The sequence below is a fragment of the Streptomyces sp. JNUCC 63 genome (assembly GCF_054366325.1).
Genome location: NZ_CM135963.1, coordinates 3,073,318 through 3,098,977, shown reverse-complemented (window position 1 = coordinate 3,098,977; position 25,660 = coordinate 3,073,318). Strand labels below are relative to the sequence as shown.

18 protein-coding genes are annotated in these 25,660 nt (G+C 73.1%); 10 read left to right on the top strand and 8 right to left on the bottom strand.

The features are described from left to right. Positions 1-2: 2 nt before the first annotated feature. Entirely contained in the window at positions 3-971 is a 969-nt protein-coding gene (locus ACX25U_RS13985; RefSeq protein WP_454392055.1) for a tellurite resistance/C4-dicarboxylate transporter family protein, read from the bottom strand. 74 nt (positions 972-1,045) lie between these two features. Then, on the bottom strand, positions 1,046-2,161 hold the full coding sequence (locus ACX25U_RS13980) for a C40 family peptidase (protein WP_454392053.1): 1,116 nt from the start codon (positions 2,159-2,161) through the stop codon (positions 1,046-1,048). Positions 2,162-2,447: 286 nt separating this feature from the next. On the opposite strand from ACX25U_RS13980, the gene pcrA reads away from it, so the two are divergent. After that, entirely contained in the window at positions 2,448-4,916 is a 2,469-nt protein-coding gene (gene pcrA, locus ACX25U_RS13975) for a DNA helicase PcrA (RefSeq protein WP_454392051.1), read from the top strand. A 12-nt stretch (positions 4,917-4,928) separates the two neighbouring features. On the opposite strand, the gene ACX25U_RS13970 is transcribed toward pcrA, so the two are convergent. Together ACX25U_RS13970 and ACX25U_RS13965 are read right to left on the bottom strand one after the other, a co-directional pair. Continuing rightward, positions 4,929-6,488, bottom strand: coding sequence for a M23 family metallopeptidase (locus tag ACX25U_RS13970; RefSeq protein ID WP_454392049.1), 1,560 nt, complete (start codon positions 6,486-6,488; stop codon positions 4,929-4,931). Between the two features lie 74 nt (positions 6,489-6,562). Then, positions 6,563-7,429 carry an esterase/lipase family protein gene (locus ACX25U_RS13965; protein WP_454392047.1) on the bottom strand — a complete coding sequence of 289 codons (867 nt, stop codon included), beginning with the start codon at positions 7,427-7,429 and terminating at the stop codon, positions 6,563-6,565. A 425-nt stretch (positions 7,430-7,854) separates the two neighbouring features. Here ACX25U_RS13965 and ACX25U_RS13960 point away from each other — a divergent pair, with 425 nt between their 5' ends. Then, on the top strand, positions 7,855-8,271 hold the full coding sequence (locus tag ACX25U_RS13960; RefSeq protein WP_073945805.1) for a cobalamin B12-binding domain-containing protein: 417 nt from the start codon (positions 7,855-7,857) through the stop codon (positions 8,269-8,271). Between the two features lie 26 nt (positions 8,272-8,297). On the opposite strand, the gene ACX25U_RS13955 is transcribed toward ACX25U_RS13960, so the two are convergent. Both ACX25U_RS13955 and ACX25U_RS13950 read right to left on the bottom strand, forming a co-directional pair. Beyond that, on the bottom strand, positions 8,298-9,998 hold the full coding sequence (locus tag ACX25U_RS13955; RefSeq protein ID WP_454392045.1) for a DUF5691 domain-containing protein: 1,701 nt from the start codon (positions 9,996-9,998) through the stop codon (positions 8,298-8,300). Between the two features lie 256 nt (positions 9,999-10,254). Then, entirely contained in the window at positions 10,255-11,619 is a 1,365-nt protein-coding gene (locus tag ACX25U_RS13950; protein WP_454392044.1) for an SWIM zinc finger family protein, read from the bottom strand. Positions 11,620-11,752: 133 nt separating this feature from the next. Between ACX25U_RS13950 and ACX25U_RS13945 the strand changes: the two genes are divergently transcribed. The 5 genes from ACX25U_RS13945 (at position 11,753) to sucD (ending at position 19,272) form a co-directional block, all read left to right on the top strand. Next, a complete protein-coding gene (locus ACX25U_RS13945) occupies positions 11,753-12,904 on the top strand; it encodes an ATP-binding protein (protein ID WP_454392042.1) in 1,152 nt (383 codons plus the stop codon). Positions 12,905-13,015: 111 nt separating this feature from the next. After that, positions 13,016-15,430: a DUF5682 family protein gene (locus tag ACX25U_RS13940; RefSeq protein ID WP_454392040.1), complete on the top strand. Its 2,415-nt coding sequence runs from the start codon at positions 13,016-13,018 to the stop codon at positions 15,428-15,430. After that, positions 15,427-16,602, top strand: coding sequence for a VWA domain-containing protein (locus ACX25U_RS13935; RefSeq protein WP_454392039.1), 1,176 nt, complete (start codon positions 15,427-15,429; stop codon positions 16,600-16,602). Before ACX25U_RS13940 ends, ACX25U_RS13935 begins: the two co-directional genes overlap by 4 nt. A 582-nt stretch (positions 16,603-17,184) precedes the next feature. Beyond that, positions 17,185-18,366, top strand: coding sequence for an ADP-forming succinate--CoA ligase subunit beta (gene sucC, locus ACX25U_RS13930; RefSeq protein ID WP_454392037.1), 1,182 nt, complete (start codon positions 17,185-17,187; stop codon positions 18,364-18,366). Between the two features lie 21 nt (positions 18,367-18,387). Beyond that, complete coding sequence (gene sucD / locus ACX25U_RS13925; protein ID WP_454392035.1) at positions 18,388-19,272, top strand: succinate--CoA ligase subunit alpha; 885 nt, start codon at positions 18,388-18,390, stop codon at positions 19,270-19,272. Between the two features lie 80 nt (positions 19,273-19,352). Here the strand turns inward: sucD and ACX25U_RS13920 are convergent, their stop codons facing one another. Then, positions 19,353-20,252, bottom strand: a complete 900-nt coding sequence (locus ACX25U_RS13920; RefSeq protein WP_454392033.1) for an RNA polymerase sigma factor — start codon at positions 20,250-20,252, stop codon at positions 19,353-19,355. 104 nt (positions 20,253-20,356) lie between these two features. Between ACX25U_RS13920 and ACX25U_RS13915 the strand changes: the two genes are divergently transcribed. After that, positions 20,357-22,111, top strand: a complete 1,755-nt coding sequence (locus ACX25U_RS13915) for a cell division protein PerM (protein ID WP_454392031.1) — start codon at positions 20,357-20,359, stop codon at positions 22,109-22,111. Between the two features lie 34 nt (positions 22,112-22,145). On the opposite strand, the gene ACX25U_RS13910 is transcribed toward ACX25U_RS13915, so the two are convergent. Beyond that, on the bottom strand, positions 22,146-22,937 hold the full coding sequence (locus tag ACX25U_RS13910; protein ID WP_454392029.1) for a hypothetical protein: 792 nt from the start codon (positions 22,935-22,937) through the stop codon (positions 22,146-22,148). Positions 22,938-23,237: 300 nt separating this feature from the next. Between ACX25U_RS13910 and purN the strand changes: the two genes are divergently transcribed. Then, positions 23,238-23,867 carry a phosphoribosylglycinamide formyltransferase gene (gene purN, locus ACX25U_RS13905; RefSeq protein ID WP_454392027.1) on the top strand — a complete coding sequence of 210 codons (630 nt, stop codon included), beginning with the start codon at positions 23,238-23,240 and terminating at the stop codon, positions 23,865-23,867. Beyond that, positions 23,864-25,429: a bifunctional phosphoribosylaminoimidazolecarboxamide formyltransferase/IMP cyclohydrolase gene (purH, locus tag ACX25U_RS13900; RefSeq protein WP_454392025.1), complete on the top strand. Its 1,566-nt coding sequence runs from the start codon at positions 23,864-23,866 to the stop codon at positions 25,427-25,429. The genes purN and purH overlap by 4 nt, the downstream gene beginning before the upstream one ends. Positions 25,430-25,660 lie beyond the last annotated feature (231 nt).

Below are 25,660 nucleotides of genomic sequence, written 5' to 3'. Positions count from 1 at the left end.
GCTCAGCGCAGTGCCCTGAGTTCCGCGCGCGCGTCCACCGCCGCCCCGGCGGCGACCGCCAGCCACGCCGCCACCGCGACCCACAGCAGCACCTCCCCGAGCCCCCGCAGCCACGGGATGTCCATGGCGGTGGCGATGGACAGGGCCGCCACGGCCGTCATGCCCAGGGGGAACACGGTCGCCCAGCGGCGTACGTCGTAGCGCGGCCGGGGCCGGACCAGCTCGGCGAGGACCAGCACGGCGTACCAGCACAGATCGAGTACGAACAGCGCGAGGGTCACCGTCCGCAGCACACCGCTGTCGTCGGTGTTCCACAGGTACGGGCCACCGCTGCCGACGGCGATCAGCTTCGCGCCGGCGAGCGCCGAGATCGCCAGCGCCCCGCCCGCGACCCAGTGGTCCCCGTGCCCCTCGAGCACCTGCCGCAGGTCGAAACAGCCCAGCGCGAAGACGTAGAGCGCGAGCCCGAGCCAGAAGAACACCAGTGCCGTGTGCGCCGGCCATGCCGTGGCCTCCGCCTTGGCCAGTGTGGCGCCGAGCACGGCCAGGCCCTCCGTGGCCACGCAGCTCAGGAACACCGCCCCGGGCATGGGCCGCCGGGAGTTGCGGACGACCAGCACGATGAGCCCCGGCCACAGCACGACGGCCAGCGCGAGCAGCGCCTCGGCGAGGGGCTGCCACCCCAGCGCCGAGAAACGGGTGCCGAGCACGGTCGTCGCGGCGACGGCGGTGAGCGCGCCGGGCGTCCCCGCCTCGGCCATCCACCGCGACCGGTCGCCCAGCAGCCGTACGACGAAGTCCGCTGCCAGCGCCAGCCAGGCGACGCAGCCCACCGCGAGGACCACCGGGGACAGCAGCTCGTGGCCCGTCAGGTCCAGCCCGATCGAGACGATGCCGGTGGCCATCACGGCGGCCCCGGCCGCCGGCGGACGCTGCGCCAACCAGACGCGGAAGGGTGAGGTGCCGGGCATGGCCCGATGCTAAGTACCTCCGCGCGCCGCGCGGGCGGGGCACGCGCGCGGATGCACGCGAAAGGGCATCCCTTTCAGACGGGGCGCACCACGCGGTGGACGGACGACTCGCCGTCGTGGTGGATCGACTCCTCGCGGACGTAGGCGCCGGGTCCCGGGGCGTGGACCATCACGCCGCCGCCGGCGTAGACGCCGACGTGGCCGGTGTCGCCGGAGGGAGAGGCGAGGAAGACGAGGTCGCCCGGCCGCGCCTCGGTGAGCGGAACCGTGGTCCCCGCGTGGGCCTGGTCGTGGGTGGCGCGGGGCAGGATGACGCCGGCGGCCTTCCACGCGGCCTGGGTGAGGCCGGAGCAGTCGTACGACCCGGGGCCCGCCGCACCCCAGACGTACGGCTTGCCGATCTGCGCGCGGGCGAAGGCGAGCGCCTTCTCGGCCTTGGTCGCGTACGCGGTGTCCGGCGCAGGGCCGGACACCGCAGGCCCGGACGGCGCGGACTCGGACGGCGCAGGCCCGAACGACGCAGACCCGGAGAGCTCCGGGCCGGACGATGCCGCGGGCTCCGGGGCGGCTTCCCGCGCGGTCGGCGCCGACAGCAGTACGCGCGCGTGGGCCAGTTTCTTCTGCATGGCGGTCTTGGCCGCCGCGATGTCGTACTGCGGCTCCGCCGGTGGCTCGGGGGTCCGGGGCGCCTCCCGCGGCCGCGGAGGCGCGGCCGGCTGCGCGGCCCGGCCGTCGGCCAGGCCCTTGTGGCGCGCGTTCAGCCGGCTCATCACCTGGGCCTGGTCGAAGTAGCCCTGCGGGGTCTCCGCGAGCAGCAGGTCGGCGGTCTCGGAGGCGGTGTCACCGGTGCGGTACGGGGCCGCCGCGAACGAACCCAGCTTCTGACGTGCCTTACTGAGCACGTCGGTGCGCTTGGCGACGTCGTCGAACAGTGCCGCGACCCGCCCGCGCTGCCGTGCCCCCTTCTCCTGGGTGGTCTCCTGCACGGTCGCCGGATCGGTGCGGCGGTACAGGTAGTCGAGCTTCTTCTCGACCTCTTCGAGACTCGGCCTGCCGCCGTCGTCCGAGGGGGCGGCCCCCGAGGTCTGGGAGACCAGGGCCACCGAGGTCAGGGCGGCCGTGGCCAGTGCGGGGGTGCGCGTGCCCATTACGCGCGTGGCCGCAGGATGCGCCTTGCGGTGCGACGCCAAGGGGGGCGACTCCTTCCATCGTCCGCCCGCGGGGCCGGCTCGCGGCTCGGCGGAGGCCGCATCGCCCGGCGACGTTCGCCGGTGGGGGGTCGTGCGGCCGGACGGCACGCTAACCAACTTGTGTGACTTGTGTGAAGTTCAGTGCGCGGTATGTCCGATACGGTTCCGATATATTTTCGTGACCTCGCTGATGGCGGGGTCCGGGGTAGGGCGCGACCCGGTGGAACCGGTCATCTTGCCGGGGCGGCCACGGGTTGTCGGTGGGGCGCCCTAGACTCGTAGAGCGATGAGCAGCCTCTTTGACGACAGCTTCCTGGCGGACCTCCAGGCCCCGCGCGGCCACGAGGAAGAGCCTCCGCCACCGCCCGAGGACGATCACGCTCCGGAGCCGGTTCCGGACGATCTGTTCGGCGGGAAGTTCGACGTGCCCCCGGACCCGGACGCCTACGAGCGGGAGGCCTACTACCGCGACGGCGCCCATCGCCCGGTCGTGGACCCGGCCGCGCTTCTGGAGGGGCTGAACGACAACCAGCGCGCCGCCGTCGTCCACGCCGGCTCACCGCTGCTCATCGTGGCCGGCGCCGGCTCCGGCAAGACCCGTGTGCTCACGCACCGCATCGCCCACCTGCTGGCCGAGCGGGGCGTCCACCCCGGCCAGGTCCTGGCGATCACCTTCACCAACAAGGCCGCCGGCGAGATGAAGGAGCGCGTCGAGCAGCTCGTCGGCCCGCGCGCGAACGCGATGTGGGTGATGACCTTCCACAGCGCGTGCGTGCGCATCCTGCGCAGGGAGTCCAAGAAGCTCGGCTTCACGTCCTCCTTCTCGATCTACGACGCCGCCGACTCCAAGCGTCTGATGGCCCTGGTCTGCCGCGACCTGGACCTCGACCCCAAGCGCTATCCGCCCAAGTCCTTCAGCGCCAAGATCAGCAACCTGAAGAACGAGCTGATCGACGAGGAGGACTTCGCCGCCCAGGCCGCCGACGGCTTCGAGAAGACCCTCGCCCAGGCCTACGCCCTCTACCAGTCGCGGCTGCGCGAGGCCAACGCCCTGGACTTCGACGACCTGATCATGACGACGGTCAACCTGCTCCGCGCCTTCCCGGACGTCGCCGAGCACTACCGCCGCCGCTTCCGGCACGTCCTGGTCGACGAGTACCAGGACACCAACCACGCCCAGTACGCCCTCGTACGGGAACTCGTCGGCGCCGGCGAGGACGACCTCCAGCCCGCCGAGCTGTGCGTGGTCGGTGACGCCGACCAGTCGATCTACGCCTTCCGCGGCGCCACCATCCGCAACATCCTCCAGTTCGAGGAGGACTACCCGGACGCGACGACGATCCTGCTGGAGCAGAACTACCGCTCCACGCAGACGATCCTGTCCGCCGCCAACGCGGTCATCGAGCGCAACGAGTCCCGCCGCCCGAAGAATCTGTGGACCAACGCCGGCGCGGGCGCCCGCATCACCGGGTACGTCGCCGACACCGAGCACGACGAGGCGCAGTTCGTCGCCGACGAGATAGACCGTCTCACCGACGCGGGCGAGGCCAAGGCCGGTGACGTCGCCGTCTTCTACCGCACCAACGCCCAGTCCCGTGTCTTCGAAGAGGTCTTCATCCGCGTCGGCCTGCCCTACAAGGTCGTCGGCGGCGTCCGCTTCTACGAGCGCAAGGAGGTCCGGGACGTCCTGGCCTACCTGCGCGTGCTGGCCAACCCCGAGGACTCCGTTCCGCTGCGGCGCATCCTCAACGTGCCCAAGCGGGGCATCGGCGAGCGCGCCGAGGCGATGATCGACGCCCTCGCCCAGCGCGAGAGGATCAGCTTCCCGCAGGCGCTGCGCCGCGTCGACGAGGCGTACGGCATGGCGGCGCGTTCCACGAACGCCGTCAAGCGGTTCAACACGCTGATGGAGGACCTGCGGACGATCGCGGAGTCCGGCGCCGGACCGGCCACGGTCCTGGAGGCCGTGCTCGAACGCACCGGCTACCTGGCCGAGTTGCAGGCCTCCACCGACCCGCAGGACGAGACCCGCATCGAGAACCTCCAGGAACTCGCCGCCGTGGCCTTGGAGTTCGAGCAGGAGCGCGGGGAGGGCGAGTCGGTCGCGCTGTCCGACTTCCTGGAGCAGGTCGCGCTGGTCGCCGACTCCGACCAGATCCCGGACGAGGAGGAGGGCGGCGGGGTCATCACGCTGATGACCCTGCACACCGCGAAGGGCCTGGAGTTCCCGGTGGTCTTCCTCACCGGCATGGAGGACGGTGTCTTCCCGCACATGCGCGCCCTCGGCCAGACCAAGGAGCTGGAGGAGGAGCGGCGCCTGGCCTACGTCGGCATCACACGCGCGCGGGAGCGGCTGTACCTGACGCGCTCGGCGATGCGCAGCGCGTGGGGGCAGCCGTCGTACAACCCGCCCTCCCGCTTCCTGGAGGAGATCCCGCCGGTGCACGTGGACTGGAAGCGGACGGGCGGCTCGGCGCCCCTGTCCTCCGGTCCCGCGTCCGGGGTGGCGGCCTCGCTGTCGTCGTCCCGGTCCCGCTCCTCGGCGTCCGGCGCCTCGGGGTTCGCCACCCGCCGTGCCTCGGAGAAGCCGGTGGTGTCCCTCGCCGTCGGCGACCGGGTCACGCACGACCAGTTCGGCCTGGGCACGGTGGTCGCGGTCAAGGGCACCGGCGGCAACGCAGAGGCGACGATCGACTTCGGCGACGCCAAGCCCAAGCGGCTGCTGCTGCGGTACGCGCCGGTGGAGAAGCTGTAGCGGGGGGAAAACCTACGTCGGGTTGAGGCCGTGGCTGCGCAGCCATGACAGCGGGTCGATGGGCGACCCCCCGGCGGGCCTGACCTCGAAGTGCAGGTGCGGACCGGTGGAGTTGCCGGAGTTCCCGGAGTAGGCGATCGGGTCTCCGGCCTTGACCGTCGTACCGGAGGGGACCCGGTAGCTGGAGAGGTGGCAGTACCACGTCTCCGTGCCGTCCATCGCGGTCACGATCATCATGTTGCCGTACGCGCTGTTCCACTCCGTGCGGACCGTGCCGTCGGTGGCGGCCATCACCGTCGTCCCGTACGAGACGGGGAAGTCGATGCCGGTGTGCACGGACATCCAGTTCACGCCGGCCTGGCCGAAGTAGGCGCTGAGTCCCCTCGGCATGACGGGAAGGGCGAACTTGGGGCGCAGCCGCTCCTTGCGGGCCGCCTCCTCCGCCGCCTTCCTCAGCTCGGCGGCCTGCTGCGCCTTGAGGTCGATGCGCTCCTGGTAGCGGCTGGCCCGGCCGGCGAAGTCGTTCGCGCCCGCGGACACGCTCCGCAATTGGGTGTCCAGCTTCGCGTTGGCGGTGGAGGCCTTCACCGTGGGCGCGTCGGCCGCGGCCGCCGAGGTGTCCTTGCCGTCGTCGGTCAGTCCGCCCACGGAGGCCGCGGCGATCCCCGCGACGCCCATCACACAGACCGAGGGCACGGCCACGGTGAGCAGCGCGGAGCGCTTGGCCGGGGGACGGCGCCGGGAACGGGAGGCCGCTCGCGAGGCCGGAGCCGGGTCAGGATCCGGGATGACCTCTTCCTCGTCGTCGAGCAGCGACGGGACCACGGGCATCTCGCCGGTGGCGGCCAACTCCCCTTCCACCGAGGGAGTTTCGCCGTGCTGTCCGTGCGGCCCGGGCTCGTCGGAGTCCTCGGCGGCCGTGGTGGTGCCGTCGCTGTTCCACTGCGTGGCGTCGTACGCGCCGGTGTCGAAGGTCTGCGTGCCCCAGTCCCACTGCTGGGTGCCGTCGGCGGCCGACTGGTCCGTCTGCAGCCAGGCGCTCGCGTCCCACTGGCCGCCGGTGTCGACGGGCCCGGACTGATGGGGTACGGCGGCCGGTTGCTGGTAGCCCGTCGTCCAGGCGGTCGTGTCGTACGCGCCGGTGTCGTAGGCGGTGTGGTGCTGGGCCGCGTACGGGTCGTGGTTCGGCGTCTGATGGCTGCCCGTGGACCAGTGGGCGGTGTCGTAAGAGCCCGTGGTGTGGGTGCCGTTGGCCGGGAGGTCGCCGAAGAGGGGGTCGGCCGGGAAGTTCCCCGTGCCGTATGTGCCGGTCTGAAAATTGGTGGCGCCGTAGTCGCCGTAGGTGGTGAAGTCGCCGTATGCGGCTTCCTGTGCGTCGTACGACGCGTAGGGCGTCGAGGCGGCATCGGAAGCCGGAGCCGGGGCGGCCACGCTCCCCGACGGGTGACGGTCGTTCACCAACTTCTCTTTCGCCTCGACAACAGGGGCTGGCAGAGCAGTGCGGCGACTGTACCCGGCGGTATGCGGACGCGACAATCTTCGGCAGGTTTCCCGAACGCGGGAAACGGGCATTCAGCCGTGTTTCGCCGGTCCGTCGACAGGACTTTGGCTTTTTGTTCGAGATTTGTTCGACTCGTGTTACGCCGTCACGCCACTGTCAGACCGCCGGCGCGCGCGACGGACGGGTCGCCGGGCCGCGCCGTGTCGAGCGCCTGCCGTATCCCGGTCGCGACGGCGGGATGCACTGGCAGGGCGAGATGCCCGATCCCGCTCACCTGGACGTTCTCCGCCCGCAGATCCGGGTGGTCGATGCAGGCCGACTCCAGCGGGTCCATCAGGTGGTCGAGATCGCTCCAGAAGCTCACGAACTGCGTACGGCAGCCCGGCGCCGGACGGGACAGCTCCTCGATCAGCTCCGAACCGGGGCGCATCTGGCGCACGATCGGGTGGGCGTTGGCCAGCGGCGCGACCCGGGTGCCGGAATGCGGGGTGCCGAGGGTGACGAGAGTGCGGACCCGCAGGTCGCCACCGAGCCGCTGCACGTAGTAGCGGGCGATCAGTCCGCCGAGGCTGTGCCCGACGACGTCGACCTGCCTGCTGTCGGTGCGCTCGCAGATCTCCTCTATGTGCCGGCCGAGCAGTGCGGCCGCGGTGCGGATGTCGCAGGTCAGCGGCGAGTAGTTGAGGGACTCCACCCGCTGGCGGCCGTGCTGGGCGAGGTTGCGACGCAGCAGGACGAACACCGAGCGGTTGTCGATGAACCCGTGCAGCAGCACGACCGGGGGCTTGGCCTCCGTCGGCAGTTGGGTGGCGCCGTGCGGCGCGGGCAGCCGGCCGGCCTGGCAGCGGCGCTCCTGGACGATGCCCGAGGGATAGAGGAGCAGGTGTCCCGCGAGGATCGCGAGCTCCAGGGCGGTCGCCTTCAGGAGGGCCAGCGAGAGTCCCGCGAGCCTGCACGGAAGCAGGCGCTGGCAGAGCGGAAGAATGGGGTCTGCGACCCTGGTGACCTTCATGGCCGACCTCCTGTCGGCACGTGGGAGGACGGCCCTGTCCCCCGTGTGCCCTCGTGGGCAGTCGCGGCGGGGGCGGTCGGCGGGGCAGACTGCGCGCTGCCGTGCCGTGCCCGCCCCGGGTGCCCTTCGTGCCCTCGCCGATCCGCCGCACCACCGTGTCGCGTGGCCCGCGGCGTGATGGTGCGACGACCTCGTTGCGGCTCCCGTTGCGCTTGTTCCCGCTGCGCGGGTCCCCCCTGCTCGCAGAGTCCGGGGGAGTGCCTCACCGTGTGATTTCCCCCTCGCTCCGCACCGTGAAACTGCCGGTTGCGGGATGCTGGCGATAACGTTCGTTCACTTCCCCGGACGGTGTGGTGCGGGGTGTCCGTCCCGCTTGTGCGGTACTTGTCGGTACGGATGGATGTAGTCGCTTCATGGAGGCAGTGATGGGTGTGGCAGCCGGTCCGATCCGCGTGGTGGTGGCCAAGCCGGGGCTCGACGGCCACGATCGGGGCGCCAAGGTGATCGCGCGCGCCCTGCGCGACGCCGGTATGGAGGTCATCTACACCGGACTCCACCAGACCCCGGAGCAGATCGTCGACACGGCGATCCAGGAGGACGCCGACGCGATCGGGCTGTCCATCCTCTCCGGGGCACACAACACGCTCTTCGCCGCCGTGATCGACCTGCTCCGGGAGCGCGACGCGGAGGACATCGTGGTCTTCGGCGGCGGGATCATCCCCGAGGCGGACATCCCCCTGCTCAAGGAGAAGGGCGTCGCGGAGATCTTCACCCCGGGCGCGACCACCCAGTCGATCGTGGACTGGGTCCGCGCGAACGTCCGGGAGCCGGCGGAAGCGTAGTACCTCCGGCGGTTGGACAAAGACGGTCACGTCAGGCCGAAGGGGTCCCTGGGGGCGCAGCCCCCGGGGACGGCCCCGGCAGCCCGCGGTGCCACTCGGCCGACCTGGGCCGGACTCAATTCCTCGGCCATGGCGGAGCGCAACCGCAACGTTGTCACCAGCCGCTGGAACGCCTCCGCCCAGTACCCCCCGGCCCCGGGCGACGCGTCCTCCGCCTCGTCCGGAACCGCCAGCAGACCGTCCAGCCGACTCGCCTCCGCGGGATCCAGGCACCGCTCGGCCAACCCCATCACTCCACTGAAACTCCATGGGTAACTCCCTGCGTCCCGCGCGATGTTGAGCGCGTCGACCACCGCCCGTCCGAGCGGGGCCGCCCACGGAACCGCGCACACTCCGAGCAGCTGAAAGGCCTCGGACAACCCGTGTGCCGCGATGAACCCGGCCACCCAGTCGGCCCGTTCGGCGGCGCCCAGCGTGCCGAGCAGCTTGGCGCGCTCGGCCAGGGACACCGCGCCCGGCCCGCCGGCCTCGGGCGCCGCGGGCGCCCCGAGGAGCGCCCGCGCCCACGGGGCGTCCCGCTGCCGTACCGCCGCCCGGCACCAGGCGGCGTGCAGTTCGCCCTGCCAGTCGTCCGCGACCGGTAGCGCCACGATCTCCTGCGCCGTGCGCCCGCCCAGCCGCGCGTGCCACGTCCCGAGCGGTGCCGCCTCGACCAGCTGACCCAGCCACCACGACCGTTCGCCGCGTCCCGTCGGCGCCTTGGGGACGACACCGTCGCGTTCCATGCCCGCGTCGCACTCGTGCGGCGCCTCGACGACGACCGTCGGCGTCCCGCGCGTGTGGTCCACGGCCACGCAGGCCCCGGCCCGGGCCGCCATACGCGAGGCGAGCGCCGATCCGGGCAGCGCCGAGAGCAACTCGGCGGCCGTGGCCCGTACGTTGCGGCTGCGGTCGGACAGGGCCTGCTCCAGGAGCGGCTCGTCGTCCGGGCCCAGGCCCGTCCGCAGCGAGTCGAGGAACATCAGCCGGTCCTCGGCCCGCTCGGTGGCCCAGGTGGTGGCGAGCAGTTCGCGCGCGTCCGCGGGCCTGCGCGCGCGTGTCGCCGCCAGCAGCGAGACCCGCTCCGCGAACAGGCCCTCCTCCCACAGCCTCCGGACACGGTCCGCGTCCTCCGGGCCGGGCAGCGCGGCGCCACCGCCCGGGGCGGCCCGCAGGGCGAACCGCCAGTCCGGGTTGAGCCGGGCGAGCCACAGCGCGCGCGGGCCGCCGAAGGTCAGTGCGGCCGGACGCAGGTCCGTACGGCCCCGGGCCGCGTCCAGCAGGGCCGGAAGCGCCTCCGGGGGAGCGGCGTACCCGCGCGCGTTGGCCGCCGCGAGCCACTGGGGGAGCAGTTCCATGAGATCGGGTGCCGTGCCCCTGCGGCCGCCGCCCGCCGTGCCGGGCCGGTCGGCCAGCAGCATGGTGAGCCTGCGGGCCGCCGCGGCGGGCAGCGGCGGACGTGGGTCCGCGGGAGCCGGCTCCGGGCGCTCGGCCGCCGGCGCGGGGCGCAGTCCCGCCCGTCGCCACACGGTCTGCGCAGCCGCAGCGTCCAGCAGCGCCACGGGCGCCGTCCGGCCGCGCGCGCCGCCCGGGGGCGTACGCCGATCCGTGCCGAGCAGGGCGGTGGTGACCAACTCCTCCCAGGCGCCCGTGGCGGGCGCTTCCACCGGAGCGGAGGTCCTGATCATGAGCTTCCTTTCGGTAGCCGGGTGCCTGGAAGCGGTCGAAGGGGCACTGCCCCCCCGGGTTTCCCATGGGGTGGAACAAATGCCTGGTTCAGGAGAGAAAGGATGGGTTGATGGGTTATTCTCTCGCTCTTCTGCGCCTTTCGGGTGAGGGTTCCCGCTGCGTCGGCGGGGCCCCGCTGTTCGCCGGGACGTCACCCCTTTGCCGGACACTTCGAGTTCGCCGCCAGGGTGAATGTCGCAGATGGTGTACAGGTGATCAGCACAGCGTCACCATTTCTCCTTCGTTCCGCGGCCAGGCGGTCAGAGGGATGAAGCCCCGGTGGCCGCACTCGCCGAATACGGTGACGGGCGCGCCGCCCGACAGGGCGACCAGCCGCCACAGGCCCGGACGCGTACGCGCCGCGGGGGCGAGGGGCAGCGCGGAATCGCAGCCGGCGTCGGCCAGCTGCCAGGACTCGCCGTCCGGGACCGGTACGACCTCCCCGAGCGTCACCGGAACCGACTCCAGCCACGGGTCGTTCCGCAGCGCCTCGCCGTAGCGGGCGGCCGCCTGCGCCGTCGTCCCCCCGGGCGGGCGTATCCGCGTGGGTGCCGGGGGAGCGAACCGCTCGCCCAGGGCCGCACGGAGCTGTCCCACGCCCGGATACGCGGACACCTCCGCGTCCAGGGCCAGGCCCACCGGCAGCGCGAGCTCCGGCGCGCGGCCGGCGGCGCCGTAGGAGAGCAGCAGAGCCGTACGGCCGGAGCCGGCGCCGTACAGCCAGATCCTGCGGGTGATCAGCTTCGCGTCCGCGGTGTCGTACTGGGCGAGGACGAGCCAGCGGTCCCGTACCGTCGGCCCGTCCGCGGAGGCCGGCAGGCCGACACGGGAACGCACCGTCGCCGCCAGACCCTCGGGCAGCCGCTCCCGGCCCAGCCAGCCCTGGTCCAGGAGATGCAGCAGCGCGCACTCCTCCAGCAGCCGCACCGGCCAGCCCGGCCCCGACGACGGTATGGCCGCCAGCTCCCGCACCCGCGCGGCCAGCCCGGGCGCCTGCGCGTCGACCATGCGGGCCGCCGTCTCCTCCCACAGCCCGTACCCCGCCTGTTCGGCCGTGGCCAGACCGCTGCGCAGCAGATCGGCCAGGCGCTGCTCCAGCTCCGTCGTCCCCGTGGTGATTCGCTCGGCCCGCCGCTCCGCCCTGCGCCGCGCCGCCCGAGGATCAGCGGAGGCGGCGGCGGACCCGGCCGTCCCGGCCACCCGTTTCTCCGCCGTCCGCTTCCTTCTGCCCGCCGCCCACTGCTCGGCCCAGTCCGGTGCCCGCCCGGGCGGTACCGCACCGGTCGCACCGTCATCGCTCGCCCACAGCAGCAGCAGGCCGAGCGCGTGCTTGCACGGGAACTTGCGGCTCGGGCAACTGCACTTGTACGCCGGCCCGGCCGCGTCCGCGATGTCGACGACCGTCCGATACGGCCTGCCGCCGCTGCCCTTGCACAGTCCCCACACCGTCCCCTCGTCGGAACGTCCCGCCTCGGACCACGGCCCGGCCGCTCCGAGTTTGCTTCCCGCTTTGCGTGACGCGTCGTCAGGCGCCAGTGCCAGCACCTGGTCCGCGGTCCAGCGCACCCCCTGCTGAGTCATGCCATCGAAGGTAGATCCTGCCACTGACAATCGACCTCGCGAGCGTGTTTGTCCAGGTCAGAATGCGTTGTCAGTGCCGTGGTGCACGGTGGGTGCCAGATCCGAACCGGCCGAGCTGGAGGGGGCCTCAGCCATGCCTGTGTCCGTGGAACCGACGTCCGTCGAACCGAGCCGAAGCCACTCCGCGCCCGCGAACGCGAAAGAAGCGGAGGCGCTGCGCCCGCACGCCGAGAACGCCTTCGCCGCCGAACTGGCCGCGCTCGCCGCGCACGACGACCATGCGCGCCCGCCCCGCTGGAAGCTGTCGCCGTGGGCCGTCGCGACCTACCTGCTCGGCGGCACGCTGCCGGACGGCACGGTGATCACGCCGAAGTACGTCGGCCCGCGCCGCATCGTCGAGGTCGCGGTCACCACCCTCGCCACCGACCGCGCCCTGCTCCTGCTCGGCGTGCCCGGCACGGCGAAGACCTGGGTGTCCGAGCACCTGGCCGCCGCGGTCAGCGGCGACTCCACTCTGCTGGTGCAGGGCACGGCCGGCACACCGGAGGAGGCGATCCGGTACGGCTGGAACTACGCGCGGCTGCTGGCGCACGGCCCCAGCCGCGACGCCCTCGTGCCCAGCCCGGTCATGCGGGCCATGGCGCAGGGCATGACCGCCCGTGTCGAGGAGCTGACCCGCATCCCGGCCGACGTGCAGGACACGCTGATCACCATCCTGTCGGAGAAGACCCTGCCGATACCGGAGCTGGGCGAGGAGGTGCAGGCGGTCCGCGGCTTCAACCTGATCGCCACCGCCAACGACCGCGACCGCGGGGTCAACGACCTGTCCAGCGCCCTGCGCCGCCGCTTCAACACGGTGGTGCTGCCGTTGCCGGAGAGCCCCGAGGCCGAGGTCGACATCGTCTCGCGCCGCGTCGACCAGATCGGCCGCTCGCTGGACCTGCCGGCCGTGCCGGACGGCATCGACGAGATCCGCCGTGTCGTGACCGTCTTCCGCGAGCTGCGCGACGGGATCACCACCGACGGCCGTACGAAGCTGAAGTCGCCGAGCGGCACCCTGTCCACGGCCGAGGCGATCTCGGTGGTCACCGGTGGGCTGGCACTGGCCGCCCACTTCGGTGACGGCGTGCTGCGCGCCGGTGACGTGGCCGCCGGCATCCTCGGCGCCGTCGTCCGCGACCCGGCGGCCGACCGTGTCATCTGGCAGGAGTACCTCGAGACCGTGGTCCGCGAGCGCGACGGCTGGAAGGACTTCTACCGGGCCTGCCGGGAGGTGAGCGCGTGATCGGCACCGGATGGCCGAACGGCATGGGACGGCTGCCGGCCGGTACGGCGTGGGCGCGCGCCGACGACGAGCCCAGCTGGACGGGCGGGCGAGGGCGACGAGGGGGACGGTGTGACAGGGGTTGAGGCGGCCGGGAGCCGGTGGCCCGGCGCGGGCCCGCTGCTGCTCGGAGTCCGGCACCACGGGCCCGGGTCCGCACGCGCGGTGCGGGCCGCACTGGAGGCGGCACGGCCACGTGCGGTGCTGATCGAGGGCCCGCCGGAGGCCGACGCGCTGATCCCGCTCGCCGCCGACGAGGACATGCGACCGCCCGTCGCACTCCTCGCCCACGCCGTGGACGAGCCCGGCCACTCGGCGTTCTGGCCGCTGGCCGAGTTCTCGCCCGAGTGGGTTGCCATCCGCTGGGCCCTGGAACACGGGGTCCCGGCCCGCTTCATCGACCTGCCGGCCACGCACACGCTCGCGTGGGGCAGGGAGCAGCCGGACGAAGACGGCTCCGCGGAGGAGGGGACCGCGCGGCGCCCGTCCGGGGTCCGCCCGCCCGAGACCGATGTACGCGTCGACCCGCTCGCCGCGCTCGCGGGGGCCGCCGGGTACGACGATCCCGAGCGCTGGTGGGAGGACGTCGTCGAGCACCGGGGCGCCGGGGAGGGGGACGTGTTCGCCCCGTTCCTGGCCCTGGAGGAGGCCATGGGCGTGCTGCGGGAGGCGTACGGCAGCGGCGGGGGCCACGACCGGGATCTCGTGCGCGAGGCGTACATGCGGCTCCAGGTGCGCTCCGCACGGCGCGGGTTCGGGGACGCCGTCGCCGTGGTGTGCGGGGCCTGGCACGTGCCGGCGCTGCGGCGGAAGGCAGCCGTGACCGCGGACCGGGCCCTGGTGAAGGGGCTGCCCAAGGTCAAGACGGACATGACGTGGGTGCCGTGGACGCACCGCCGGCTCTCCCGGGCGAGCGGCTACGGCGCGGGCATCGAGTCGCCGGGCTGGTACGCCCACCTGTTCGGCGCGCCGGACCGGCCCGTGGAGCGGTGGCTGACCCGGGTGGCGGGGCTGCTGCGGGAGGAGGACCGGATCGTGTCCTCCGCGCACGTCATCGAGGCGGTGCGGCTGGCGGAGACGCTCGCCGCGATGCGCGGCCGCCCGCTGCCGGGCCTGAGCGAGACGACGGACGCGGTGCGCGCGGTGATGTGCGACGGCTCCGACGTGCCGCTGGCGCCGGTGCACGACCGGCTGGTGGTCGGGGACGTACTGGGGGAGGTGCCGCAGGCGGCGCCCGCGGTGCCGTTGCAGCGGGACCTCGCCCGCGTCCAGCGGCGGTTGCGGCTCAAACCGGAGGCGCCGGCGCGGGAGCTGGAGCTCGACCTGCGCAAGGAGACCGACGCCGGGCGCAGCAGGCTGCTGCACCGACTGCGGCTGCTGGGCATCGACTGGGGGGAGCCGGCCGTCTCGCGGGGCAGCACGGGCACGTTCCGGGAGACCTGGCGGCTGTGCTGGGAGCCGGAGTTGTCGGTGCGGGTCGCCGAGGCCGGGGTGTGGGGGACGACCGTGCTCGCCGCCGCGACCGCCAAGGCGGAGGCCGACGCCGTCGCCGCGCGGGCTCTCGCCGAGGTCACCGCGCTCGCCGAGCGCTGCCTGCTCGCCGAACTCCCCGACGCGCTGCCCGTGGTGATGCGGGTGCTCGCCGACCGGGCGGCGCTCGACGCGGACGTCGGACACCTCGCCCGGGCGCTGCCGGCCCTGGTGCGCTCCCTGCGCTACGGCGACGTGCGCGGCACGGACACCGGGGCCCTGGCCGGGGTGGCCGCGGGCCTGGCCGAGCGGATCTTCGTCGGCCTGCCCCCGGCCTGCGCCGCACTGGACGCGGACGCGGCCGAGGAGATGCGGCGCCACGTGGACGCGGTGCACGGGGCCGTCGCCCTGCTCGGCGACACCCCCGTGGCCGTCCACGACGGCCTGCGCGCCCGCTGGCACGGCGTGCTCCGGGTCCTGTCCGGGCGGGACACGATGCCCGGGGTGCTGCGGGGGCGCGCCGTGCGGCTCCTGCTCGACGACGGGGAGGTCGAGCAGGAGCAGGCGGCGAAGCTCATGGGGCTCGCGCTCTCGCCGGGCACGCCGCCGGCCGGCGCGGCCGCGTGGATCGAGGGCTTCGTCGGCGGCGGGGGCGGAATGCTGCTCGTGCACGACGAGCGGCTGCTGGACCTGGTCGACGCCTGGCTGACCGGCGTGCCGGGGGAGGCGTTCACCGACGTACTGCCGCTGCTGCGGCGCACCTTCTCGGCGTACGAGCCAGGGGTGCGCAGGACACTCGGCGAGCTGGTCCGGCGTGGTCCGGGGCAGGGCGGCGGGGCCGGGGGGAGGGGGGCCGGTGTGCCGGGCTTCGCCGCGGACCTCGACCGGGAGCGGGCGGACGCCGTACTGCCGGTGGTGCGGCTGTTGCTGGGGCCGGCCGGCCCCGGACCAGGCCCCGCCCCAGGTCCCGGTCTCGGGGAGAGGGACGGCGACGAGCTCGCGGGGGTGGCGGGATGAGCGTGGGCGAGAGGTACGACGTGACGGATTCGGCGCAGGAGCGGCTGCGGCGCTGGCGGCTGGTGCTCGGCGGCGATGCGGCCGACGGCACCGGATGCGCGCTGTCGGGCCGGGACGCGGCGATGGACGGGGCGCTCGCCGCGCTCTACGGCAAGGGGGACAAGCCGCGGACGGGACGGGACCGTTCGGCCGGGCTGGGGGCCTCGGCGCCCTCGGTGGCGCGCTGGCTCGGGGACATACGGACCTACTTCCCCTCGTCCGTCGTGCAGGTCATGCAGCGGGACGCCATCGACCGGCTCGGGCTGGCCACGCTGCTGCTGGAGCCGGAGATGCTGGAAGCGGTGGAGGCGGACGTCCACCTCGTCGGCACTCTGCTCTCGCTCAACAAGGCGATGCCGGAGACGACGAAGGAGACGGCACGGGCCGTCGTGCGCAAGGTCGTCGAGGACCTGGAGAAGCGGCTGGCCACCCGCACCCGGGCCACACTCACCGGCGCCCTCGACCGCAGCGCACGCGTCAGCCGGCCGCGCCACCACGACATCGACTGGAACCGCACCATCGCGGCCAACCTCAAGAACTACCTGCCGGAGTACCGGACGGTCGTGCCCGAGCGGCTGATCGGCTACGGCCGGGCGTCGCAGTCCGTGAAGAAGGAGGTCATCCTCTGCGTCGACCAGTCCGGGTCGATGGCGGCGTCCGTGGTGTACGCCTCCGTGTTCGGGGCGGTGCTGGCGTCCATGCGGTCCATCAGCACCCGGCTGGTCGTCTTCGACACGGCGGTCGTCGACCTCACCGACCAGCTCGACGACCCGGTCGACGTGCTCTTCGGCACCCAGCTCGGCGGCGGCACGGACATCAACCGGGCGCTGGCGTACTGCCAGTCGCGGATCACTCGGCCCGCTCAGACGGTGGTCGTGCTGATCAGCGACCTGTACGAGGGAGGCATACGGAACGAGATGCTCAAGCGGGTCGCCGCGATGAAGGCGTCCGGAGCGCAGTTCGTGACGCTGCTCGCGCTCTCCGACGAGGGAGCGCCCGCGTACGACCGTGAGCACGCGGCCGCGCTCGCCGCGCTCGGGGCACCGGCGTTCGCCTGCACACCCGATCTGTTCCCGGAGGTGATGGCGGCGGCGATCGAGAAACGGCCGCTTCCGATACCGGACACCGCGTGACGTACAAAACGAACATGCCTACCTAGCGGTAACAGGGGGCTTGCGCAACCTCGGGAACCACGTGCGAGGATCGCCGCCCCACCACTCGTATCGCCGTACGGCGTGCGCCGCGCCCGCGGCGGCACCGTGGCGGGCGGGCCGGCCGGAGCGCGGTCGGAAGTGGGGTCGCCGGTGACCCGGGACGGCCGAAAGCCGTCGGTCGGTCCGGCCGTGCTGCCCGGGACCCCGCGGAAGGGCGGGCCGGCCCCATTGGGGTGGGGATCGTCCGCCCGGGCCCCTGCGAGGGCTGATCCAGGGGGTCTCACCGGGTCAACCCCAGCCCGGTGGGACCCCGCCCGGTGAGGCCCCGTCCGTGGCACGCCGTGCCAGAAGGCGCGGCATCATGTGACAGGTATCACCGCTCATGTGTGACTCCTGGATTTAGGGGGTTCCGGCAAGCGGGGATAACCTGCGAGATGGACATGCCGCGCGCTCGGGCACCGTGTGCGCCTTCCCTGTGACCCAGAGCGGACGTCACGTTGCCCTTCGCGGCACGCCCACGCATTCAACGAACCGCGAGATCACTGATAGGGACGGAAGCGCGTGGACCTGTTCGAGTACCAGGCGAGGGACCTCTTCGCCAAGCACGGTGTACCGGTGCTGGCCGGTGAAGTCATCGACACGCCTGAGGCGGCGCGCGGGATCACCGAGCGACTGGGCGGCAAGTCGGTCGTCAAGGCTCAGGTGAAGGTCGGTGGTCGCGGCAAGGCCGGCGGCGTCAAGCTCGCCGCCACCCCGGACGAGGCCGTCGCCCGTGCGACGGACATCCTCGGCATGGACATCAAGGGCCACACGGTCCACAAGGTCATGATCGCCGAGACCGCTCCGGAGATCGTCGAGGAGTACTACGTCTCCTTCCTCCTCGACCGTGCCAACCGCACCTTCCTCTCCATCGCCTCCGTCGAGGGCGGCATGGAGATCGAGGAGGTCGCGGCCGCCCGCCCCGAGGCCGTCGCCAAGATCGCGATCGACGCCATCGACGGCGTGGACCGGGCCAAGGCCCAGGAGATCGCCGCCGCGGCGAAGTTCCCGGCCGAGGTCGCCGACAAGGTCGCCGACGTCCTGGTGAGCCTGTGGGAGGTGTTCATCAAGGAGGACGCCCTCCTGGTCGAGGTGAACCCGCTCGCCAAGGTCGCCTCCGGTGACGTGCTCGCCCTCGACGGCAAGGTGTCCCTGGACGACAACGCCGAGTTCCGCCACCCCGAGTTCGAGGAGCTCCACGACAAGGCCGCGGCCAACCCGCTCGAGGCGGCCGCCAAGGAGAAGAACCTCAACTACGTCAAGCTCGACGGCGAGGTCGGCATCATCGGCAATGGCGCCGGCCTGGTCATGTCGACCCTGGACGTCGTCGCCTACGCCGGTGAGGCCCACCAGGGCGTCAAGCCGGCCAACTTCCTCGACATCGGCGGCGGCGCCTCCGCCGAGGTCATGGCCAACGGCCTCGAGATCATCCTCGGCGACCCGGACGTCAAGTCCGTCTTCGTCAACGTCTTCGGTGGCATCACCGCCTGCGACGCCGTCGCCAACGGCATCGTGCAGGCCCTGGAACTCCTCGAGTCCAAGGGCGAGGAGGTCACCAAGCCGCTCGTCGTGCGCCTCGACGGCAACAACGCCGAGCTGGGCCGCAAGATCCTGGACGACCGCAAGCACCCGCTCGTCCAGCGGGTGGACACGATGGACGGCGCGGCCGACAAGGCCGCCGAGCTGGCTGCTGCCGCGAAGTAAGGGACGAGGTCACAGAACACCATGGCTATCTTCCTCACCAAGGAATCCAAGGTCATCGTCCAGGGCATGACCGGCTCCGAGGGCCAGAAGCACACCCGCCGCATGCTGGCCTCCGGCACGAACATCGTCGGTGGCGTGAACCCGCGCAAGGCGGGCACCACCGTCGACTTCGACGGCACCGAGGTACCGGTCTTCGGCACCGTCAAGGAGGCCATCGAGGCCACCGGCGCCGACGTCACGGTCATCTTCGTCCCGGAGAAGTTCACCAAGGACGCGGTCGTCGAGGCCATCGACGCCGAGATCCCGCTCGCGGTCGTCATCACCGAGGGCATCGCGGTGCACGACACGGCCGCCTTCTGGGCGTACGCCGGCAAGAAGGGCAACAAGACCCGCATCATCGGCCCGAACTGCCCCGGTCTGATCACCCCCGGTCAGTCCAACGCCGGCATCATCCCGGCCGACATCACCAAGCCGGGCCGTATCGGCCTGGTCTCGAAGTCCGGCACGCTGACGTACCAGATGATGTACGAGCTGCGTGACATCGGCTTCTCCACCTGCGTCGGCATCGGCGGTGACCCGATCATCGGCACCACGCACATCGACGCGCTCAAGGCGTTCCAGGACGACCCCGACACCGACCTGATCGTCATGATCGGCGAGATCGGCGGCGACGCCGAGGAGCGGGCCGCGGCCTTCATCAAGGAGAACGTGACCAAGCCGGTCGTCGGCTACGTCGCGGGCTTCACCGCGCCCGAGGGCAAGACCATGGGCCACGCCGGCGCCATCGTCTCCGGCTCCTCCGGCACCGCCCAGGCCAAGAAGGAGGCCCTGGAGGCCGCGGGCGTCAAGGTCGGCAAGACCCCGACCGAGACGGCCGAGCTGGCGCGAGAGATCCTCGCGGGCTGAGCTTCCCGACACGAAGGCCCGGTGGGCCCGTTCCCCGCACGGGGGCGGGCCCACCGGCATGTCCGGGACCGGGCGTCGGGCTATCCGGCCTGCGGTACCAGCCGCTCCGGGCCGGCCGCCGGTTCCTTCCTCAGCTTGGCGCGCAGCTCGGGCGCCCCTGGTGAGAGGGGCCCGAGCAGGCCCTGCGGCGGCACCCCCTGGACCGCGTGCCCGGGGGAGACCGGTGCCAGGTAGTGCGTGGGGGCCGTGCGCAGCGTGAGCGCCGTCGCGCCGACGATGGTGACCGTGAAGGCGATGGCGGACCGGGTCCAGAAGCGGATCCGGCGCTCCCCGGCCGTCCGCACGGCCGTCGACCCGGGCGCCCCGAGGCGTTCCGCGGCCCCCAGCCGGACCAGCCGCCGGTGCAGTTCCGCCGGGTCGGCCAGTTCCGGCAGGCGCGCGGCGACGGCTTCGCGGGCGTGCACCAGCCGGTTCGCCGCCGCCGGGGTGCTCGCCTCGGTCTCCGCCGCGGTCTCCGGCAGATCGAGGCCGACACCGTCGTAGAGCACCAGGGTGCGGCGGTACGACGGCGGCAGCCGCAGCAGGGCCTGCTGCAGCGCGCGGTCCGCGGGGTCGGGGGGTGGGTCGGGGACGCGGTTGCGCGGGATGAAGCGGTGCCAGGGGGACAGCGCGCACTCGTACGCCACCGCCCGCACCCAGCCGGCCGGGTCCCGGTCGTGGGCCACCTCCGGCCAGCGCTGCCAGGCCAGTTGGAAGGCCTCTTCCACGGCGGCCCGCGCTCGCTCGTGCCGGCCGGTGAGCAGATAGGCCTGCCGTACGAGGGCGGGGGCGCAGAAGGCGTGGAGCGCGTCGAAGGCCTGAGTCGGCGTCAGGGAGTCGCCGTCCTCCTCGGTGAGCTGACCTGGTGTCAGGAAGGCGATCGCGCCGGAGTGTCGGTTCTCCGTGAACGGTGGCAGCGGCTTCGCATGACTGTTCGTCATGATGCGTCCCTCCGTGTGAATAGGCACATAAACGTATATTGCGCGACACAGCGGAGGTTCGCCTGTTGCGCCGGGAAAGCGGGTGTTCGTTGGAGCATGAGGCCGTGATCCAGACGACCCGTCACCGTCCGCCGCTGCCGCGCCTTCGCACCTGCGTAAGGGACCGCTCACCCGGCCTGGGCGCCGGTTTCGTGGGCGGTGCGGTGGCGGCGGGGCTGGGGTTCGGCTCGTTCGCCGTGCTGGTCATCGCGCTGTGGATCAGCTCGCCGTACCCCGACAGCGGACCCGGCGGCGCGCTGAACGTCGCCGCGGCGCTGTGGCTGCTGGCGCACGGCGCCGAACTGGTCCGCTCCAATACGCTCACCGGGGTCCCCACGCCCGTCGGAGTGACTCCGCTGCTGCTGCTCGCCCTGCCCGCGCTGCTGGTGCACCGGGCGGCGCGGGACGCCACCGACACAGGCGACGGCGGCCCGCTCCTCCCGCCGCGCACCGCCTGGGCGGGCGTCGTCCTCGGCTACCTCACCGTCGGTGCCGGTGCCATCGCGTACGCGGCCGACGGTGCGCTGCGTCCCTCGTGGGTGTGGACGGCGGTGTGCGTGCCACTGCTCGCCGTGGCGGCGGCCGGCACCGGCGTGTGGACGGCGTACGGCTGTCCCCGCGCGCCCCTGGACAGGGCGCTGCGCCGGCTGCCGGGCAGCGTACGGCGCCTGCTGCTCGGGCCCGGCCCCCGTGCGCGCCTCGGCGCCGCGCCGCGGGCGGCGGGGGCCGGGGTGGTGGTCTTCGTCGGGGGCGGGGCGCTGGTGCTCGGGGTGTCGCTGGTGGGGCACGGCGAGACGGCCCAGGGGGCGTTCCTGACGCTGACGGAGGGCTGGTCGGGGCGGTTCGTCGTGCTGCTGCTGTGCCTGGCGCTGCTGCCGAACGCGGTGCTCTGGGCGGTGGCGTACTCCCTCGGGCCCGGCTTCCTGCTCGGCTCCGGCCATGTCGTCGGCCCGCTCTCCTCCTCCCCGGCTCCGCTGCTGCCGGCCTTCCCCCTGCTCGCCGCGGTCCCGGACGCGGGCCCCGGCACCCCGCTCACCTGGGCGTCGGCGGCGGTGCCGGTGGCGGCCGGGCTGACGATGGGCTGGTTCGTGGCGGGAGCGGCGGTGCGGGAGAGCTGGGACGCCCGGGGAGGAAGCGCGGGGGTACGGGCGTGGTCGTGGCGGCGGACCGTGGCCGGGGCCGGGCTGGCGTGCCTGGTGTGCGCGGCCGTGCTCGGGGCGTTCGCGGCCCTGGCGGGCGGCCCGCTCGGCGGTGCCGCGCTCGCCCGGTTCGGGCCGGTGGGGTGGCAGGTGGGCGGGGCCGCGCTGCTGTGGACGGCGACGGCGGCCGTGCCGACGGCGGCGGCGCTGCGGGCGTGGCGCTGCCGCGGGGGCAGGGCGTCGGTGGGCGACGGAGCCCGGCGGACGGTCGGCAAGCCCCGGGCGGGCGGGGCCACCACGGCCCCGGAGCCTTCGGCCGCCGACGGGCGCGTACGCCGACGGGGCCTGCTCCTCGGGCCGAGGGCCGCGGTGTCACCGCCCCCGCGGTCCACACCGGTGCACCATGGCTACGACGCCGCCCTCGAGCCGTACGACGTCCTGCCCCTCGATCCGCCGACGTCCGGACCCGCCGCTTCCTGGCAGGACGACGACAGCGCCCGCCGCGCCCGCTGGGCCGCGCTGAAGGAGGCGGCGAAGGGAGCCACGGAGCCGGAGGAAACCGTGGAGCCGGAAGAAGGCGCCGACCCGGAGGAAGCGAAGGCGGACGACATCACGGAGCCGGTGGAGCCCCCGCCACCCCCCGAGGGCGACGGCCCGGCGGACCCGCCCGCCAAGCAGTGACCCCGCTCAGGAACCCCCGTGCCCGACACCCCCGTCAGCTGTTGTCCTTCAGAACCTTCCGCAGCTCAGGAGGCAGATGCTGGTCGCAGGACTGCTTGGCCTGGTTCGTGAGGGAGTCGTGCACGCACGAGTAGTAGTCCTGGTAGACCAGCTGCGCGGCGAAGGTCACGGCGACCACGGCAAGTGCCAGCGACGCGGTGACCAGACCGCTGATCGCGGCCGTCGCCTGAGGACGACCCGTGGGCGCCGGCGTGTTGGGATCGTGCCCGCGCGGCTTGGCGCGCAGGGAGCTGATACCCCAGTACAGGGCCAGCGCCCCGAGCAGCAGGGCCACGTACGTCCAGCTGAACAGGGCGAAGAAGAAGGCCCACATGCCGGACAGCAGCGCGTACCGCGCGCGGCGCTGGGCGGGATCCGTGGGGTCCCAGCGCATGCCCGGGCCGGGGCCGCCGCCCGGGCCCTCCGGGCCGCCGGGCCGCTGCGGGCGTTCGCCGAAGCCGCCGGAGGAGCGGCCCGGCTGGTGGTCGCTCCACTGGCTGCCCCACGGGGACCGGCCGCCGCCCTGGCCCGACCCGTCGGAGCCGCCGTCGGAGGAGGAGTCCCCGTCGGACGGGTGCCGGGGCTGCCACGGACGGTCGGGGGTGCCCTCCGGGGGCGGGGCGAAGGGGTTGTCGTCCGGGGTCGTGCCACCTGTGCCGTTGCCCCGCCCGTCCGAGGGGGCGTCCGGCGGCGAGGACGGGCGCTCCCTCAGCAGCACGGCACCACGCCGCCCTCCCTGCGCCGACTGCGGAGGGAGCGTAAGGAGTCGCAGGCTGCGGTCCGGCATCAAGTGAGCGTCTTCCCCTTGGTGAGTCACGACTGATCTGGCACGTCCGGTACACCCCACAAGGCGCTGCGCGCCCCGGGACGCGGGTCCGTCATTCCGTGAACGCACGGTGCAGGCGGTGCGTTCCCGTACCGGCTCCCCCTGACGCTACCTTCCGGCCACGCCCCCGTCCCATGGGGGCCGGTCGGCCGTGCCGGTATCGTTGCTGGCGGTCGGCCGCTTCGTAGGCTTCCCCGTATCCGGGGGCGCGAAGCATTCGTACGACCATACAAAACAGCTCCCCCGAGAAAGGGCCTCACCGTGGCCGCCAAGCCCGTGGCCAAGCGCCTCGTCGTGCTGGTCTCCGGATCCGGCACCAATCTGCAGGCGCTCCTCGACGCGATCGCCGAGACCGGCGCCGAGGCCTACGGCGCCCGGATCGTCGCCGTGGGCGCCGACCGCGACGGCATCGAGGGGCTGGCGCGCGCCGAGCGCGCCGGGCTGCCGACCTTCGTGCGGAAGGTCAAGGACTACGGCACGCGCGAGGAGTGGGACGCGGCGCTGGCCGAGGCCGTCGCCGCCCACGAGCCCGACCTGGTGGTGTCCGCCGGGTTCATGAAGATCGTGGGGAAGGAGTTCCTCGCGCGCTTCGGCGGGCGGTTCGTCAACACGCACCCCGCCCTGCTGCCCAGTTTTCCCGGGGCCCACGGCGTGCGGGACGCGCTCGCGTACGGCGCCAGGGTCACCGGCTGCACCGTCCACTTCGTCGACGACGGCGTCGACACCGGTCCGATCATCGCCCAGGGCGTGGTCGAGGTCCGGGACGAGGACGACGAGAGCGCGCTGCACGAGCGCATCAAGGAAGTCGAGCGAAGGCTGCTCGTCGAGGTCGTGGGGCGGCTCGCCCGCAACGGCTATCGCATCGAGGGACGAAAGGTAGTTATCCAGTGACCGCCGAGAGCAACAAGCGGCCCATCCGGCGCGCGCTCGTCAGCGTCTACGACAAGACCGGCCTGGAGGAGCTCGCGCGCGGGCTGCACGAGGCCGGCGTCGAACTCGTCTCCACCGGCTCCACCGCCGGGCGGATCGCCGCGGCCGGCGTACCCGTCACCAAGGTCGAGGACCTCACCGGCTTCCCCGAGTGCCTGGACGGCCGGGTCAAGACCCTGCACCCCAAGGTCCACGCGGGCATCCTCGCCGACCTGCGCCTGGAGGACCATCAGCGGCAGCTTCAGGAGCTGGGCGTCGAGCCGTTCGACCTGGTCGTGGTCAACCTCTACCCGTTCCGCGAGACCGTCGCCTCCGGCGCCTCGCCCGACGAGTGCGTCGAGCAGATCGACATCGGCGGCCCCTCCATGGTCCGCGCCGCCGCCAAGAACCATCCGTCCGTGGCCGTGGTCACCAGCCCGGAGCGGTACGCCGACGTCCTCGCCGCGGTCTCCGCCGGTGGCTTCGACCTCGCCACCCGCAAGCGGCTGGCCGCCGAGGCCTTCCAGCACACGGCCGCGTACGACGTGGCTGTCGCGAGCTGGTTCGCGTCCTCCTACGCCCCCGTGGACGACTCACAGTTCCCCGACTTCCTCGGCGCCACCCGGGAGCGCGCGCACACACTGCGCTACGGCGAGAACCCGCACCAGCCGGCCGCGCTCTACCTCGACGCCGGCGGCGCCGGTCTCGCGCAGGCCGAGCAGCTGCACGGCAAGGAGATGTCGTACAACAACTACATGGACACGGACGCCGCCCGCCGTGCCGCGTACGACCACGACGAGCCGTGCGTGGCGATCATCAAGCACGCCAACCCGTGCGGTATCGCGGTCGGCGCGGACGTCGCCGAGGCGCACCGCAAGGCGCACGCCTGCGACCCGCTGTCCGCCTTCGGCGGTGTGATCGCCGTGAACCGGCCGGTCAGCAAGGAGATGGCCGAGCAGGTCGCCGAGATCTTCACCGAGGTCGTCGTCGCGCCCGACTACGAGGAGGGGGCCCTGGAGGCCCTCACCAAGAAGAAGAACATCCGCGTCCTCAGGGCCCCGAACGGCCCGGCGAACCCCGTCGAGGTCAAGGCCATCGACGGCGGCGCGCTGCTCCAGGTCACCGACCGGCTCCAGGCCGACGGCGACGACCCCGCCAACTGGAACCTGGCCAGCGGCGAGGCGCTTGACGCCGACGGGCTCGCGCAGCTCGCCTTCGCCTGGAAGGCCTGCCGCGCGGTGAAGTCCAACGCGATCCTGCTCGCCAAGGACGGCGCCTCGGTCGGCGTCGGCATGGGCCAGGTCAACCGTGTCGACTCCTGCAAGCTGGCGGTCGAGCGGGCCGGCGAGGAGCGGGCCCGTGGCTCCTACGCCGCCTCCGACGCCTTCTTTCCCTTCCCCGACGGCCCCGAGATACTGATCGCGGCGGGCGTGAAGGCGATCGTCCAGCCGGGCGGCTCGATCCGTGACGAGCAGGTCGTCGAGGCCGCCGAGAAGGCGGGCGTGACGATGTACTTCACGGGCACGCGCCACTTCTTCCACTGATCCCGGCACCGATACGCAAGCGCGGCCTCCGGCTCTCCTTCGAGGGGGCCGGAGGCCGCGGTCGTGCCCTGGCGGCAGGGCCGCGGGTCGGCTCCGAGGCGATGTCGCCGTCGCTCATCCAGCCCCGGGCTCCGTTGTCCGCCCGGGTTCGAAGTTCTCTCCCGGACGGATCCGGGAGATTCCTCCCCCGGATCGCTCCGGGGAGTTCGACAGGCCATGCCTGCCCAGCGA

Excerpts from the sequence above, each read along its gene's own strand:
- pcrA (WP_454392051.1), top strand. The coding sequence starts at position 2,448 with ATGAGCAGCCTCTTTGACGACAGCTTCCTGGCGGACCTCCAGGCCCCG.
- ACX25U_RS13965 (WP_454392047.1), bottom strand. The coding sequence starts at position 7,429 with ATGAAGGTCACCAGGGTCGCAGACCCCATTCTTCCGCTCTGCCAGCGC.
- ACX25U_RS13970 (WP_454392049.1), bottom strand. The coding sequence starts at position 6,488 with ATGCCCGTTTCCCGCGTTCGGGAAACCTGCCGAAGATTGTCGCGTCCG.
- ACX25U_RS13950 (WP_454392044.1), bottom strand. The coding sequence starts at position 11,619 with ATGACTCAGCAGGGGGTGCGCTGGACCGCGGACCAGGTGCTGGCACTG.
- ACX25U_RS13945 (WP_454392042.1), top strand. The coding sequence starts at position 11,753 with ATGCCTGTGTCCGTGGAACCGACGTCCGTCGAACCGAGCCGAAGCCAC.
- ACX25U_RS13960 (WP_073945805.1), top strand. The coding sequence starts at position 7,855 with ATGGGTGTGGCAGCCGGTCCGATCCGCGTGGTGGTGGCCAAGCCGGGG.
- ACX25U_RS13910 (WP_454392029.1), bottom strand. The coding sequence starts at position 22,937 with ATGCCGGACCGCAGCCTGCGACTCCTTACGCTCCCTCCGCAGTCGGCG.
- sucD (WP_454392035.1), top strand. The coding sequence starts at position 18,388 with ATGGCTATCTTCCTCACCAAGGAATCCAAGGTCATCGTCCAGGGCATG.
- ACX25U_RS13935 (WP_454392039.1), top strand. The coding sequence starts at position 15,427 with ATGAGCGTGGGCGAGAGGTACGACGTGACGGATTCGGCGCAGGAGCGG.
- ACX25U_RS13955 (WP_454392045.1), bottom strand. The coding sequence starts at position 9,998 with ATGATCAGGACCTCCGCTCCGGTGGAAGCGCCCGCCACGGGCGCCTGG.
- ACX25U_RS13985 (WP_454392055.1), bottom strand. The coding sequence starts at position 971 with ATGCCCGGCACCTCACCCTTCCGCGTCTGGTTGGCGCAGCGTCCGCCG.
- ACX25U_RS13920 (WP_454392033.1), bottom strand. The coding sequence starts at position 20,252 with ATGACGAACAGTCATGCGAAGCCGCTGCCACCGTTCACGGAGAACCGA.